Annotated in this window: 13 protein-coding genes; 2 read left to right on the top strand and 11 right to left on the bottom strand. The window is 69.0% G+C overall.

What is annotated here, in order from left to right; translation table 11 throughout:
* Positions 1 to 20: 20 nt before the first annotated feature.
* From ABEU20_RS00170 to ald, 3 genes are all read right to left on the bottom strand, one after another.
* The gene (locus ABEU20_RS00170) at positions 21 to 806 is read right to left on the bottom strand and encodes an acyltransferase (RefSeq protein WP_420162407.1); all 786 of its coding nucleotides are present in this window, start codon (positions 804 to 806) and stop codon (positions 21 to 23) included.
* A 52-nt stretch (positions 807 to 858) separates the two neighbouring features.
* Positions 859 to 1,338 (bottom strand): hypothetical protein, encoded by a 480-nt coding sequence (locus ABEU20_RS00165; protein ID WP_420162406.1) that lies wholly within the window; start codon positions 1,336 to 1,338, stop codon positions 859 to 861.
* A gap of 113 nt (positions 1,339 to 1,451) precedes the next feature.
* On the bottom strand, positions 1,452 to 2,576 hold the full coding sequence (ald, locus tag ABEU20_RS00160; protein WP_420162405.1) for an alanine dehydrogenase: 1,125 nt from the start codon (positions 2,574 to 2,576) through the stop codon (positions 1,452 to 1,454).
* 127 nt (positions 2,577 to 2,703) lie between these two features.
* Between ald and ABEU20_RS00155 the strand changes: the two genes are divergently transcribed.
* Entirely contained in the window at positions 2,704 to 4,011 is a 1,308-nt protein-coding gene (locus ABEU20_RS00155) for an outer membrane protein assembly factor BamB family protein (protein WP_420162404.1), read from the top strand.
* 3 nt (positions 4,012 to 4,014) lie between these two features.
* On the opposite strand, the gene ABEU20_RS00150 is transcribed toward ABEU20_RS00155, so the two are convergent.
* The 8 genes from ABEU20_RS00150 to ctaD form a co-directional block, all read right to left on the bottom strand.
* Complete coding sequence (locus ABEU20_RS00150; RefSeq protein ID WP_420162403.1) at positions 4,015 to 5,172, bottom strand: THUMP-like domain-containing protein; 1,158 nt, start codon at positions 5,170 to 5,172, stop codon at positions 4,015 to 4,017.
* Positions 5,173 to 5,189: 17 nt separating this feature from the next.
* Positions 5,190 to 6,164, bottom strand: a complete 975-nt coding sequence (locus tag ABEU20_RS00145) for a class I SAM-dependent methyltransferase (protein WP_420162402.1) — start codon at positions 6,162 to 6,164, stop codon at positions 5,190 to 5,192.
* A 140-nt stretch (positions 6,165 to 6,304) separates the two neighbouring features.
* Entirely contained in the window at positions 6,305 to 7,084 is a 780-nt protein-coding gene (locus tag ABEU20_RS00140) for an enoyl-CoA hydratase/isomerase family protein (protein ID WP_420162401.1), read from the bottom strand.
* Positions 7,085 to 7,093: 9 nt separating this feature from the next.
* Positions 7,094 to 7,912, bottom strand: coding sequence for an NUDIX hydrolase (locus ABEU20_RS00135; RefSeq protein ID WP_420163102.1), 819 nt, complete (start codon positions 7,910 to 7,912; stop codon positions 7,094 to 7,096).
* Positions 7,913 to 8,059: 147 nt separating this feature from the next.
* The gene (locus tag ABEU20_RS00130; RefSeq protein WP_420162400.1) at positions 8,060 to 8,890 is read right to left on the bottom strand and encodes an ABC transporter ATP-binding protein; all 831 of its coding nucleotides are present in this window, start codon (positions 8,888 to 8,890) and stop codon (positions 8,060 to 8,062) included.
* Positions 8,891 to 8,949: 59 nt separating this feature from the next.
* Positions 8,950 to 9,699, bottom strand: coding sequence for an aminoacyl-tRNA hydrolase (locus tag ABEU20_RS00125; RefSeq protein ID WP_420162399.1), 750 nt, complete (start codon positions 9,697 to 9,699; stop codon positions 8,950 to 8,952).
* Positions 9,696 to 10,922 carry a phosphoserine phosphatase SerB gene (gene serB / locus ABEU20_RS00120; protein WP_420162398.1) on the bottom strand — a complete coding sequence of 409 codons (1,227 nt, stop codon included), beginning with the start codon at positions 10,920 to 10,922 and terminating at the stop codon, positions 9,696 to 9,698. The genes ABEU20_RS00125 and serB overlap by 4 nt, the downstream gene beginning before the upstream one ends.
* Before the next feature lie 144 nt (positions 10,923 to 11,066).
* Complete coding sequence (ctaD, locus tag ABEU20_RS00115) at positions 11,067 to 12,803, bottom strand: aa3-type cytochrome oxidase subunit I (protein ID WP_420162397.1); 1,737 nt, start codon at positions 12,801 to 12,803, stop codon at positions 11,067 to 11,069.
* Positions 12,804 to 13,225: 422 nt separating this feature from the next.
* Here ctaD and ABEU20_RS00110 point away from each other — a divergent pair, with 422 nt between their 5' ends.
* Positions 13,226 to 14,170 (top strand): ABC transporter substrate-binding protein, encoded by a 945-nt coding sequence (locus ABEU20_RS00110; RefSeq protein WP_420163101.1) that lies wholly within the window; start codon positions 13,226 to 13,228, stop codon positions 14,168 to 14,170.
* The last annotated feature ends 24 nt before the right edge of the window (positions 14,171 to 14,194 follow it).

Genomic DNA, 14,194 nt, shown 5'->3' with positions numbered 1-14,194 from the left:
ACGCTCCGTTCACCGAGCGATCAGGACTGGGCGCCGTTCCCGTTCACCGCGGGGGCGGCGTCAGCGCCGTTCGAGGCGAGCTTCTTGCGCGCGATGTCCTCGAGCGCGGCGATGTACTTCGCGCGATCCGCCGCACCCGACTCCCAGTCGGCCCTGCGATTCTTGACGGCCTTGGCCGGCGAGCCCACGGCGATGCTGAAGTCGGGGATCTCGCCCTTGACCACCGCGTGGGCGCCGAGCACGCAGCCACGGCCCACGCGGGTGTTGCGCAACACCGTGACCTTCGCGGCGATCCAGGTGTCGGGGCCGATCCGGACCGGGCCCTTGACGATGCCCTGATCCTTGATCGGCACGTTCACGTCGTCCATGCGGTGGTCGAAGTCGCAGATGTAGCACCAGTCGGCGACGAGGGTGGACGCGCCGATCTCGATGTCTATGTAGGTGTTGACGACGTTGTCCTTACCGAAGACCACCTTGTCGCCGATCCGGAGGGACCCCTCGTGGCAGCGCAGCGCGTTGCCGTCACCGATGTGCACCCACTTGCCGATCTCCATGCGGGACAGGCCGGGAGTGGAGTGGATCTCGACATTCTTGCCGAGGAAGACCATGCCGCGGGTGATGATGTGCGGGTTGGCGAGCTTGAACTTCGCCAGGCGGTAGTAGCGGACCAGGTACCACGGTGTGTACGCCTTGTTCGCGATGACCCATTTCAGCGAGGCCACCGTCAGGAAACGGGCCTGCTCACTGTCCCGACGTCGAGATCCGCGCCACCTCGAGCGCAACGGTGCGCCCCACATGCTCGTCATGACACGTAAGCCTACGGACCACCACTGTGCGCCCGGTCACGTGCCCCGCAGGTCAGGTCGCCGCGTGCCGTCCCACGCCGTGCCCGGCCTCCCAGGAGTGCCGGGTCCACCGGGGTGCCACGAGCACCTGACGCCGGCGGGCGCGCCGTCGGCGCATCGACCGCACCCACTGGTCGTCGTGGGCGACGACGTAGGCGATGAGGGTGCCGACCAGTGCGGTGACCAGCATGGCGACCACCGAGACCATCACGATTCCGACGGCGGCGGCGATCCCCACGACGAGGCCGCCGGTCACCACGCGTCCCGCAGCGGGCGTGCCGAGGAGGTAGTCGTCGGGACCCGCGGTGCCGGCAGCGGCGGCGGTGTCGGCGGTGTCGAGATCCTCGCCTCTGGGATCGGAACAGCTTTCTGCGACAACGGAATCGGGTGTCGGAATCGAGTCCTCCCGGAGGTCCGATGCCGGCGGGTCGGCCTCGATCGTGATGGTGTGCCGCACGTCGACTTCGGATTCTGTCCGCGTTCCCGGCTGCATGAATCCATTAGACACAATTCCCCACCGCGTGTCGCGACCGAATTCGATAAACGATCTGCAACGATCGTCACCCGATCGAATTGCACGCATGATGTTTACCGCTATCGGGCATTTCAGCCGTTCAGGGCACTTTCCACAGTCACATACGGGAGGGCGTGCGCGGCCGCGACCGGGGCGTGCGCCACCTGCCCCGACCAGGTGTTCAACCCCGCAGCCAGGGAACTGTCGGCCCGCATCGCCGTCCGCCAGCCTTTTTCCGCGACAGCGGAGACAAACGGCAGCGTTACGTTTACCAAAGCCCGGGTGGACGTATGGGGAACAATGCTGGGCATATTGGGGACCGCATAGAAAATTGAATCGTGAACCACAAAAGTCGGGTCGTCGTGCGTAGTCGGGCGCGAATCCTCGAAGCAACCACCCTGATCGATCGCGATGTCGACCAGCACACTGCCCGGGAGCATCCGCCCCACCTGTTCGGACGTGACGAGGCGAGGCGCCCGCGCACCGTGCAGGAGGACCGCACCGATCACCAGATCCGCGTCCGCCAGGGTCTGTTCGAGTTCGGTCCGGGTCGACACGGCCGTCGAGATGCGAGATCCGAAGCGGGCGTGCATCGCTCGCAGCCGATCGACGTCCTTGTCGAGGACCGTCACCCGCGCACCCATCCCCACCGCGACGGCCGTCGCGTGGGTGCCGGCGCTACCCGCCCCGATCACGACCACCCGCCCCGGCGGCACCCCCGGCACCCCGCCGAGCAGGATTCCCCGTCCCGCGCCGGCCGATGTTGCCTGCAACGCATGTGCCCCCACCTGGGTGGCGAGGCGTCCGGCGACCTCGCTCATCGGGGCGAGCAGCGGCAACGAGCCGTCGGCCCGCTCCACGGTTTCGTACGCGATCGCGGTCACCCCGCTCGACAGCAGCGCCTCGGTGCACTCCAGCGAGGCTGCCAAGTGCAGATAGGTGAACAGCACCTGTCCGCGGCGCATCGATGCGAATTCCGGCGCCAACGGCTCCTTCACTTTCACGACCATGTCGGCCTCGGCCCACACGTCCTCGGCCCGGTCGAGGATGCGGGCGCCCGCCGCGACGAACTCGCCGTCGGGCATCGACGATCCGATTCCCGCGCCCCGCTCGACCAGGACGTCGTGACCCCTCGCGCGTAACTCGTTGACGGCCAGTGGGGTCAGAGCCACCCGCAGCTCACCGCTCTTGATCTCCTTCGGCACACCAATTCGCATGATGTCTCCTCCGCCGCGACGGATCCGTTCTTCGAGGGTCCCACGATTCGGCGTGGGGCGGTTGGCCGACGGCGAATCGGGGCCGGGATAGTCTCGCTCCGGACGGATTCCGATTCGAGGAGATGTGATGCGGCGTGCCCTTCGGTCGTCGGCGGCGGCGCTGACGGCGATCTCGGCTCTCCTTCTCGCAGGGTGCAGCGGGGACTCCGGCGCCGAGGACGTCTTCGGCGCGGGTGGGTGGCCCGGCATGCACTCCGACGCCCGCAACAGCGACACCGGTGCGGTGACGGGATCACGCTCCCTCGACTTCCAGTGGTCGCGCCCGCTCGGAGGCCCGACGACCACGCCTGCCTCCGTCGCGGCCAACGGGCAGATCTTCCTGACCGCTCGCACCGACTCGGGCTGCAACCTCTTCTCGTTCCAGAGCGATACCGGCCGCAAGCGCTGGTGCACCCGCGTCGGAGCGGGGTCGGCCCTGTCGACGCCCGTCGTGGACCGCGCCACCAACATCTACGTGGGCGAGGACGGCGCGATGCTCTCGTTCGACGAGCGCGGCCAATTGCGCTGGCGGACACCGGTCACCGGCACCCCGCTCTCCGCACAGTTCACCGGCGACGGAAACCTGCTGTTCGTGACGCAGCTCGGGCAGGTCAGCGTGCTCGATCCGCAGACCGGCCGCGGCGTCGCGGCACCGTACGACCTGATCCCGCCGGCGTCGTACACGCAGGGCGCGAACATCGATCCGCTCCCCAACGATCTGGGCATCGACGACTGCGTCGCAGGAGGGCCGTTGTGCCCCGTCGCGACCTCACCCGCGATCGACCTCGCGACCGGGCGCATCATCCTCACGTTCTGGCGCCGCGGCGCTCCACAGGCAGACCTGGTCGCCCTCCGGTACGACGGCGGCGAGAGCCCCCGGATCAGCGAGGAGTGGTCCACCGCCCTGCTCGCCGACGGCAGCGCGTCCGGCCCTGTGCTGTCGCGTGACGGAAAGAGCGTGTACGCCAACGACAATGCCGGTCACCTCTGGGCCCTGGACACCGAATCGGGCAGCCTGAACTGGACCTACGACCTCGGCTACGGGGCGCGCGGCGGGCCGTCCGTCTCCGACCGTGGGGTGATCATCCCGGCCGGCGCCGAGAACGGACGCCTGCTGGCACTGCGCGACCGCGGCGACCACGCCGAGGTGCTGTGGGAACGCGCCGACGTCGTCCAGCGCGGCGCGACCGCGCAGACGCCCGGATCGACCGCCTACACCGTCGTCCGGGACGGCGAGAAGGGCCTCGCGCTCCTCACGTTCGACTCCACGACCGGAGAGACGCTCGACCAGGACGGCCTGCCCGGTGCGTCCGGATCGACCGCCGGCACCTCCGTGGGGCCCGACGGCGAGATCCTCACCCCGACACTGATCGGCGAACTGTTCGTCCTGAAGTAGCGGTCAATCCCGCGCGGCGCACACGAACGCGACGGGCGTGCGTCCGATCCTGGTGAGCACCACCGACATCGGCGTGGTGCCGCGCAGCTTCAGGCGCGGTCGCAGCACGGCCGGATCGATGTCGAGTCCGCGGACCAGGATCTCGACCGACCCGCAGTCACGGGCCGCCAACTCCTGACGCAACGCCTTCTCGGTGTACTTGAGCCGGGCCAGCACCCGGAATCCGCGCACACCGTCCGGCACGCTGTCGCCCGTGAGGTACGCGATCCGCGGGTCCAACTGCCACAAACCGTGCCGCGCCGCGTAGTGACGCACCAGGCCCGCCCGCACGACGGCACCGTCCGGATCGACGATCCACTCCCCCGGCTCGCGCTCGGGGATGTCGTCGGGTTCGGCGTCGGTGAGCTCCCACGACGTCCCGTCCGACCGCAGGACACTCGCCCGGCGCCGCACACCCACGCCGGACAAGCCCGGTGACCACAGGCACGCCTCACGGACACCGCCGTCGAGCGAGACGATCTCCACCTCGCCGTCCCAGTCGAGCCGATCGAAGTCCAGGCCCGGCGCGCACTTCACCGCGAGATCTCGGCCGGCGTAGACGTCGAGCAGGTCGGGCAGCGGCGGCATGAGCGCCGCCGGGTCGTGGGTGCGTTTGCCGCCGGAACGTCGGGCCGGGTCGGCGATGACGACGGTGTCGCGGGTGCAGGGCTGCAGCGCGTCGGCCCGGACCAGCGACGCACCGGGAACGTTGTGCGCGGCCATCGCGAGCCGCACCGGATCGAGGTCGCTGCCGATCACGGTGTCCGCCACCGGCACCAGCGCCGACAGTTCGGCGCCGATCGAGCAGGTCACGTCGTGGACCCGACGTCCGGCCAGCCGCTCGCCGCGGTGCCGGGCGACCGTGATCGGGGTGGCCTGCTGCAGCGCGTCGTCGGTGAACAACCACGAGTCGGCGCCCGACAGTTTGGCCTCGGCCTTGCGCCGCAACAGGACGGTCTCGACGAGAAGGCCCACGCGGTCGCCGAAACGCGCACGCGCCCGGCCGATGTCGGCCAGGCGCGTCCGCGTGGACAGCTCCGACTCCGCCGTCTGCGTCAGCGCCGCAATGCCCTCGGTGCTGCGCAGGTAGTCGACGTCGTCGATAGTGAAGTCGTATCCCAAAGCTCGTTCGACTCGGCTCAGTCGGTGGTGCCCGGCTTCACGCCGGTGATCATCACGTTGTAGAAGAAGTTGCGCGGGACCACGTGCTGGAGCACCTTGTCGTCGACCCAGCTCAGCGTCTTGAAGCCGCCGAACGCGAACTTGGCCCAACCCCAGCCCAGCTTCTCCGGCGGCACGGCGGCCTCGAAGGTGCGGACCGGCCAGCCGAGCAGCGCCGCGGCGAACTCCTCCGTCTTGGCCTGGACCCCGACGGCACCGGCCGACTTCGCGATGTTCTCGAGGTCGGTGGGATCGAACGTGTGCAGGTCGACGACGGCCTCGAGCGCCGCAGCCCGCGACGACTCGTCGAGCTCGGCCTGCGGACGACGCCAATCGGACAGGAACGGCAGCTTGGTGACATTGGTGGTCGCCGCCCACGTCGCGCGTCCGAGCCAGCGGGCGTAGAAGTTGCCGATCGTGCTGGGCTCACCGGCGAAGACGAATCGGCCACCCGGCTTGAGCACGCGCAGCACCTCGCGCAGCGACTGCTCGACGTCCGGGATGTGGTGCAGCACCGCATGCCCGACGACGAGGTCGAACGTGTCGTCCTCGTACGGGATCGTCTCGGCGTCGGCGACGCGGCCGTCGACCGGCAGACCGAGGTGCTCGGCGTTGCGGAGCGCAACCTTCACCATGCCCGGCGACAGGTCGGTGACCGAACCGGTCTTCGCGACGCCGCCCTGCATCAGATTGAGGAGGAAGAAGCCCGTGCCGCAGCCCAGCTCGAGCGCCCGCTCGTACGGCAGCGGCTGATCACCCGCGACGGCGTCGAAACGCCCGCGCGCATAGTCGATGCAGCGCTCGTCGTACGAGATGGACCACTTGTCGTCGTAGGTCTCCGCTTCCCAGTCGTGGTACAGGACCTGGGCGAGCTTGGTGTCCTGCAGCGCAGCCTCGACCTCTTCGGCCGTGGCGTGCGGGTTGGGCGCTGGGTCTTGGGGGCTTGCGGTCATGCCGGGAATCCTACCGAATGGTAAGGAATGAACAAGTTCTAGTTTTGCGGTCCTTCCCTCCGCGTTTTGCGCACTTGTCGTCGTTTCCCGGGGCCGGGGAGCGCGACAAGTGCGCAAAACGCGAGAGGTGGGGGACGCGGCTACTTGCCGGTGAACTTCGCCTTGCCGGGACCGTTCTCGACGAACGACTCCATGCCGATGGTGCGGTCGGCGGTCGCGAACAGCGACGCGAACAGGTGCTGCTCGATCTTCAGGCCCGTCGCCAGATCGGTGTCGAGGCCCTGGTCGATCGCGGCCTTCGCGGCGGCGATGGCCCGACTCGCGGCACCGGTGAACTGCGACGCCCACGTGCGCGCGGCGTTGTAGACCTCGTCCGGCGCGACCATCTCGTCGATGAGACCGATCGCCAGAGCCTCCTCGGCACCGACGAAACGACCCGTGAAGACCATGTCCTTGGCCTTGGCCGGGCCCACCAGGCGGGCCAGGCGCTGCGTACCACCACCGCCGGGGATGATGCCCAGCAGGATCTCCGGCACACCGAGCTTGACGTTGTCGCCGGCGATGCGACGATCGGCGCCGAGCGCGACCTCGAGGCCGCCGCCGAGCGCGTAGCCGGTGATCGCGGCGACCGTCGGCTTCGGGATGTCGGCGATCGCGCCGAGCGCCGACTGCAGGTCGGCGATGATCTCGCTCATCTGGACGAAGTCGAGCTCCGCCATCTCCTTGATGTCGGCACCGGCAGCGAACACCTTCTCGCCGCCGTAGACGATGACGGCCTTGACCTCGGGGGCGACGGTCGCCTGACGGGCCGCCGCCCGGATCTCTTCCTGCACCTGGCGGTTCAGGGCATTCATCGGGGGACGCGCCAGACGGATCGTGCCGATACCTTCGGAAACCTCGAGGGTCACAAACTCAGCCATGTGACCAACTTACTTGTCGGTACCCCAGGGCAGCGCTCCGGTGTCGTAGTAGCCCCCGTCACCGGGGAAGGAGACGCGCGGATTGCCGTCCACGAAACTCAGCTCCGGCAGGATCGGCGAGATCTCCTGCTCGGCAGCGAGAATCGCGTCGACGCCGTCGAACTCGCCCAGCGTGGCGAGCTGACGCCACGTCGGCGGCAGCAGGACGCTGCGGCGCTCGCGCCAGTCGTCGACGGCTGCGGCCGGGGTGCGCCACGCGACCTCGGCGGCCTCGGACGTCTCGCCGTCGGCGTTCTGTCCCTCGGGCAGCACGGCGACGAAGAAGCGGGTGTCGTAGCGGCGCCCCTCCTGGACCGGGGTGATCCAGTTCGCCCAGGGGCGAAGAAGATCCGCACGCAGCACCAGGTTCTCGCGCGCCAGGAAGTCCGCGAAGGACAGCTCCCGTGACTCGAGCTGTCGACGGGCCTCGGCGTACCCGGCCGTGTCCGCGACGACGCTGTCCTCCGTCGGGCCGGCGAGCAGCACTCCGCACTCCTCGAACGTCTCCCGCACCGCCGCGCACACGAGCGCCTTGGCGCGGGCCTCGTCGACGCCGAACCGCTCCGCCCACCACGCCGGCGACGGGCCGGCCCAGCGGACGTCGGCGGTGCCGTCGGACGGATCGACGCCGCCGCCGGGGAACACCGTCATGCCACCGGCGAATGCCATGCCTGCCACCCGGCGCAGCAGGAAGACCTCGACGCCGTCGTCCCCGTCACGCACGAGCATGACCGTGGACGCGTCCTTCGGCTCGGGTGCGGTCGCCGGGGTCTGCGCCGAGTCGAACATTCCGGCCTGCTGCGGGGCACCCGCGGTGGGTGCGCCCGACTCTCGAGAAGTTCCCATACCGGGAACTTACGCCCCGAGTGACGGACGCCTCACCACCAGTCCCACCGGGCACGTCGGCCGCGCGTGTCGCGGGCGGCCGGGGCCGCCTCAGGCGCGGTGCCGCCCGGGATGCCGTGTCCGACGGGCGAAGTAGCGGCCGTCGACGCGGTCGAGCGTGATGGACTGGCTGAAGGCCTCGCTGAGGTTCTCGGCGGTGATGACGTCGTCGAGCAGTCCCTGCGACACGACCCGCCCCTCGGAGAGCAGCATCGCGTGCGTGAAGCCCGGCGGGATCTCCTCGACGTGGTGGGTGATCAGTACGGTCGCCGGCGAATCCGGGTCGGCCGCCAGATCACCGAGGCGTGCGACGAGTTCCTCACGGCCGCCGAGATCGAGTCCCGCGGCGGGCTCGTCGAGCAGCAGCAGCTCCGGATCGGTCATCAGCGCACGGGCGATGAGGACCCGCTTGCGCTCGCCCTCCGACAGGGTGCCGTACACGCGGTTCGACAGGTGCTCGGCGCCCAGGCTCTCGAGCATCTCGACCGCGCGCTCGGTGTCCATGTCCTCGTAGCGTTCCCGCCAGCGACCGAGCACCGAGTAGCCCGCCGACACCACCAGATCGCTCACGATCTCGTCCGCCGGGACGCGGTGTGCCAACGCCGACGACGACAGCCCGATCCGGGGTCGTAGTTCGGTGATGTCGACGCGGCCGAACGTCTCGCCGAACAGGCGCGCGACGCCGGCCGTCGGGTGGACCTCGGCGGCGGCCATGCGCAGCAGCGACGTCTTGCCCGCGCCGTTGGGGCCGAGCACGACCCACTTCTCGTCCAACTCCACTTTCCAGGAGACCGGGCCGACGAGGGTCGCTCCGCCACGGCGAATCAGGACGTCTTCGAAATCGATGAGGAGATCAGGATCTGGTTCCGACACAGCGACCATCTTCGCGTACTGCCCGTCGGGTGGTCCGATCGGACCGGACCTGCGTGTCGGCGGCCCGATCAGGGGATGGGCGCGATCACCGTCATCGAACCGGGCGCCACCTCGGTGAACCCGGCGTCGCGCACCGCAACCGCCGCCCCCCGAGCGACTTCGTCACACAACTGCGCCCACCGCTGCGGGTCGGCGTCGCGCACCGCGCAGCGGTAGCCGTCCGCGGCCCACTGTCTCACCCGGTCCACCGGCATCGCGCCGGCCAGGATCATCGACGCATGCCCCACCTGCGCGGCGGCCTTGCCGACGCTCATGCCGAGCGCCGCGTTCACCCACAGCGTCGGGACGCCCTCCGGGACAGGCCCGGGCTCGTCGTGCTCGAGGTCCGTGCCGCCGATCTGGAGTTTGCGGATGCGCGGGTCGAGTGCGCCCACCCGACCGGGCACCAGTGCCCGGGCCTGCGCACCGGAGACCTCGACGGTCACGCCGTCGACGTCCTGCGCCGCGAGCCACTGTGCACCGCGGGCCCGCCGAGCCACCTTGCGGATCCGCGCGTCGGTCCACTCCCGGAACGCGTCCTGCCACGGACCGGGCTCGCCGTCCTCATCTGGCCCGACCCGGTCGTCGAGGCACAGCGCGACGGTCGCCGACGCCGCCGCGGCCAGCAGGTCGCTGCGCGCGGGCGGATCGATCTTGGGGATGTGCAGGACCATCGGCATCGCGAGGACCTGCGCCGGATCGTCCGGGTCCGGACGGCTGCCGTACCCGGCGGCCAGGACGCCGTGCCGAGCCGCGAACCCGTCCCCGGTGAGGGTCATGCGATCGGCACGCGCCGCACGACGCCGTCGACCGCGTCGGCGGCCTCGACCTCGTTCCGGGTGACACCGAGCACGAACAGCACGGCGTCGAGGAACGGGTGCGACAGCGCGGTGTCGGCGACCTCGCGCAGCGCCGGCTTGGCGTTGAACGCGACGCCCAGGCCGGCGGCGTTGAGCATGTCGATGTCGTTGGCGCCGTCACCGACCGCGACGGTCTGCTCCATCGGCACGCCCACGTCGGCCGCGAACTTGCGCAGGGCGACGGCCTTGGCGGCACGGTCGACGATGTCCCCGACGACGCGTCCGGTGAGCTTGCCGTCGACGATCTCGAGTGTGTTGGCCTGGACGAAGTCCAGTTCGAGCTCGTGGGCGAGGCCCTCGATCACCTGACGGAATCCACCCGACACGACGCCGCAGTGGTAGCCCAGACGACGCAGCGTCCGGATCGTGGTGCGCGCGCCGGGGGTGAGCTGCAGGTCGGCGGCGACGTCGTCGATGACCGACGCGTCGAGCCCGGCGAGCGTCGCGACCCGCTGGTGCAGCGACTCGGTGAAGTCGATCTCGCCGCGCATCGCGGCCTCGGTGACGGCGCGGACCTCGTCCTCGACGCCGGCACGAGCGGCGAGCATCTCGATGACCTCGCCTTGGACGAGCGTCGAGTCGACGTCGAACACGATGAGACGCTTGGCGCGCCGCGCGAGACCGGCGTGCTCGACGGCGACGTCGACGTTCGCGCCGACCGCAACCTCCGCGAGCCCGGTGCGCAGCTGCTTGTCCGCCTCGGCGCCGGTGCTCGACGCGGTGACCATGAGCTCGAGACCGGTAACCGGGTAGTCGGCGACACCGCGGATCGAGTCGATGTTCGCGCCCTGTCGGGCCAGCTCACGCGACAGCGAGCGGAACGCCCGTGCGCTGACCGGGCTGCCGAGCACCACGACGGCGTGCGTGGAAACCTGCTGCCGACCGGCCGGGTCGGCACCGATCTCGACGTCGACATTCATGCCGACGGTGTCCATCGCCTCTTCGAGCTCCTCCTGGAGCGCCTCCGGGTCGGTGGGGCACGCCACGAGCACGCCCAGCGTGAGCCGACCGCGGATCACGACCTGCTCGACGTCGAGCAGGCTGACGTCGTGGCGCGACAGCGCCGCAAAGAGCACCGACGTCACGCCGGGCCTGTCCGGACCAGTAACCGTCACCAGAACCGTGGCGTCTGACGCACCCACCGAGAGAACTCCGTTCGTTCGGGCTCGAACAACTCGACAATGAAATACCGCTCCACATTCTGCCAAGTCGGCGTGGGAGCAACGGAAAGGCCCCGCCCGAGGTACGGGCGGGGCCTTCCGGTAGTGCAGGGACCCTCCGGTCCGCTAGGACTTGTTGTCCTCCAGAACGGCGGTGGCGTGCTTGCCGCCGTGTCCGATGCCGACATGGGCCTCGTCGCGCATGCGCTCGACCATGTGCGGGTAGTGCAGCTCGAACGCCGGACGCTCCGAACGGATGCGGGGCAGCTCGGTGAAGTTGTGGCGCGGCGGCGGGCAGGTGGTGGCCCACTCGAGCGAGTTGCCGTAACCCCACGGATCGTCGACCTTGACGACCTCGCCGTAGCGGTAGCTCTTGAAGACGTTCCACAGGAACGGCAGCGTCGAGGCACCGAGGATGAACGAGCCGACCGTGGAGATCGTGTTCAGCGTGGTGAAGCCGTCGGTGGGCAGGTAGTCGGCGTAGCGGCGCGGCATGCCCTCGGCACCGAGCCAGTGCTGGACCAGGAAGGTGGCGTGGAAGCCGACGAACGTGGTCCAGAAGTGCCACTTGCCGAGGCGCTCGTCCATCATCCGGCCGGTCATCTTCGGGAACCAGAAGTAGATGCCCGCGTAGGTGGCGAACACGATGGTGCCGAAGAGCACGTAGTGGAAGTGGGCGATGACGAAGTACGAGTCCGTGACGTGGAAGTCGATCGGCGGGCTCGCGAGCAGGACGCCCGACAGACCACCGAAGAGGAAGGTCACGAGGAAGCCGACCGAGAACAGCATCGGCGACTCGAACGTCAATTGGCCCTTCCACATCGTTCCGATCCAGTTGAAGAACTTCACACCGGTCGGGACCGCGATGAGGAACGTCATGAAGGAGAAGAACGGCAGGAGCACGGCGCCGGTGGCGTACATGTGGTGCGCCCACACGGCGATCGACAGGGCGGCGATGGCCATCGTGGCGTACACCAGGCCGCTGTAGCCGAAGATCGGCTTACGCGAGAAGACCGGGAAGATCTCCGAGACGATGCCGAAGAACGGCAGCGCGATGATGTAGACCTCGGGGTGACCGAAGAACCAGAACAGGTGCTGCCACAGCAGGACGCCGCCGGTTGCCGGGTCGAAGATGTGGCCACCCAGGTGGCGGTCGACGAACAGACCCATGAAGGCAGCGGTCAGCAGCGGGAAGGCCAGCAGCACGAGGATGCTGGTGATCAGGATGTTCCAGGTGAAGATCGGCATCCGGAACATGGTCATGCCCGGTGCGCGGAGGCAGACGATGGTGGTGATGAAGTTGACGCCACCGAGGATGGTGCCGAGACCCGCGACGGCGAGACCCAGGACCCAGAGGTCGGCGCCGACGCCCGGCGAGTGCAGCGCGCTCGTCAGCGGGGTGTAGGCGGTCCAACCGAAGTCGGCAGCACCACCCGGGGTGATGAAGCCGGCGGTGGTGATGATGGCACCGAACAGGTACAGCCAGTAGCTGAACGCGTTCAGGCGCGGGAACGCCACGTCGGGGGCACCGATCTGCAGCGGAACGATGTAGTTGGCGAAGCCGAACACGACCGGGGTCGCGTACAGCAGCAGCATGATCGTGCCGTGCATCGTGAACAGCTGGTTGAACTGCTCGTTCGAGAGGAACTGCAGACCCGGCACCGCGAGCTCGGTACGCATCAGCAGCGCCATGAGGCCACCGATGAGGAAGAACGCGAAAGAGGTGACCAGGTACATGATCCCGAGCACCTTGGGATCGGTGGTCGTCACCATCTTGTAGATGAACGAGCCCTTGGGTCCCTGCCGCGGCGGGTAAGGCCTCGCTGCTATCTCCGGGACTGGCTGGGGCGCTACGGCAGTCACTGATCCTCCTGAATGTGCCCTTGGTCGCTCCGCAGGCCGCGCTCTGAGCGCCTACCCCGGACTGGCGGATGAGGCGTTCGCTGGCTTGCGCTCATCGAATCGTAGACGGTGCTTTCGGGCACCGCGGACCGGGTCCTACTCCCTGTCGTACTCGGGCCTTACGACCTTGCGGCCTCGAGGCCACGAACAGGGCTTTAGTCCCCGATCGGACCTCTCGACCACCATGCCGCGGCGTGTCGGCACGATCCCGGGTCCGTCGCCGGGCGCCACCCGGCTGTCGAGAGCAACGACACATTCATGCTATGAAGGTTCCCCTTACCTAACCACCTCGGTCCTGCCGTTCCACCCGCTTGGAGTTCCATCTCGTGTACACACCGACTCGCCGCCGCACGCTCAGTTCGCTCGCTGCCGTAGGCGTGGCCGTGAGCCTCGCCCTCACCGGCTGTTCCTCCACCGAGAGCACCGCCGATACAACGGCCACCGAGTCGACGGGGTTCCCGCGCACCGTCGAACATTTTCGGGGCGTGACCAACATCGACTCCGAGCCGCAGCGCATCGTCACGTTGGACAACAGCTACGCCGACGCCGTGCTCCTGCTCGAGTCGCCACTCGTCGGCTTCGTCGACTACCGCGAGCAGGGACTGCCCGACTACCTCGGCGAGGCCCGCGACCGGTACGCCGCGGACGCCGTGTCGGTGGGCAAGGTGCAGGACGCGAGCCTCGAGAAGGTCGCCCAACTCGAGCCCGACCTGATCCTGTCCGCGGAGGTGCGTGACGGAAAGAACTACCAGGCCCTGTCGGCACTGGCGCCGACGGTGTTCTCGCAGTCGACCGGTCCGACGTGGAAGGACAACATCCGGCTCGTGGCGAAGGCCCTCGGCAAGGAGGACCTCGCCGAGCAGAAGATCGGCGACTACGAGGCCCGCGCCAAGGCGATCGGTGACGAGATCAACGCCAAGGCCGACAACCCGAAGGTGTCCGTCGTGCGCTTCGCCGGCGAGCCGACCGCCCGCCTGTACCGCACGACGTCCTTCAGCGGCATCGTCCTCGCCGACGCCGGGCTCGCCCGCCCCGACAGCCAGCAGGCCGATCCGGCCGATGCCGGCAGCATCATGAACTCGATCAGCCCGGAGCGGCTGGGCGACGCCGAGGCCGACCTCATCTTCGTCGCGACATACCAGGATCCCGAGGGCAAGTCGATCAAGGCCGCGGAGGCCTTCCGCCAGAACCCGCTGTGGGGAACGCTGAAGGGCCGCATCGTCGAGGTCGACGACGCGATGTGGATGACGCCGGTCAGCATCCAGGGCGCGCACAAGATCCTCGACGACCTCGCCGAGGCCTTCGGGGTGGACCCGCACAACGGCTAACCTGAGTCGGCCCGCACGCAGCGC

It is taken from the genome of Rhodococcus parequi (genome assembly GCF_046042785.1).
In the GTDB taxonomy this organism is placed as follows: Bacteria; Actinomycetota; Actinomycetes; order Mycobacteriales; family Mycobacteriaceae; genus Prescottella; species Prescottella parequi.
This window is presented reverse-complemented; position numbering and strand designations above follow the sequence as displayed.

Excerpts from the sequence above, each read along its gene's own strand:
- ABEU20_RS00170 (WP_420162407.1), bottom strand. The coding sequence starts at position 806 with ATGACGAGCATGTGGGGCGCACCGTTGCGCTCGAGGTGGCGCGGATCT.
- ABEU20_RS00165 (WP_420162406.1), bottom strand. The coding sequence starts at position 1,338 with ATGCAGCCGGGAACGCGGACAGAATCCGAAGTCGACGTGCGGCACACC.
- ald (WP_420162405.1), bottom strand. The coding sequence starts at position 2,576 with ATGCGAATTGGTGTGCCGAAGGAGATCAAGAGCGGTGAGCTGCGGGTG.
- ABEU20_RS00155 (WP_420162404.1), top strand. The coding sequence starts at position 2,704 with ATGCGGCGTGCCCTTCGGTCGTCGGCGGCGGCGCTGACGGCGATCTCG.
- ABEU20_RS00145 (WP_420162402.1), bottom strand. The coding sequence starts at position 6,164 with ATGACCGCAAGCCCCCAAGACCCAGCGCCCAACCCGCACGCCACGGCC.
- ABEU20_RS00140 (WP_420162401.1), bottom strand. The coding sequence starts at position 7,084 with ATGGCTGAGTTTGTGACCCTCGAGGTTTCCGAAGGTATCGGCACGATC.
- ABEU20_RS00135 (WP_420163102.1), bottom strand. The coding sequence starts at position 7,912 with ATGTTCGACTCGGCGCAGACCCCGGCGACCGCACCCGAGCCGAAGGAC.
- ABEU20_RS00130 (WP_420162400.1), bottom strand. The coding sequence starts at position 8,890 with ATGGTCGCTGTGTCGGAACCAGATCCTGATCTCCTCATCGATTTCGAA.
- ABEU20_RS00125 (WP_420162399.1), bottom strand. The coding sequence starts at position 9,699 with ATGACCCTCACCGGGGACGGGTTCGCGGCTCGGCACGGCGTCCTGGCC.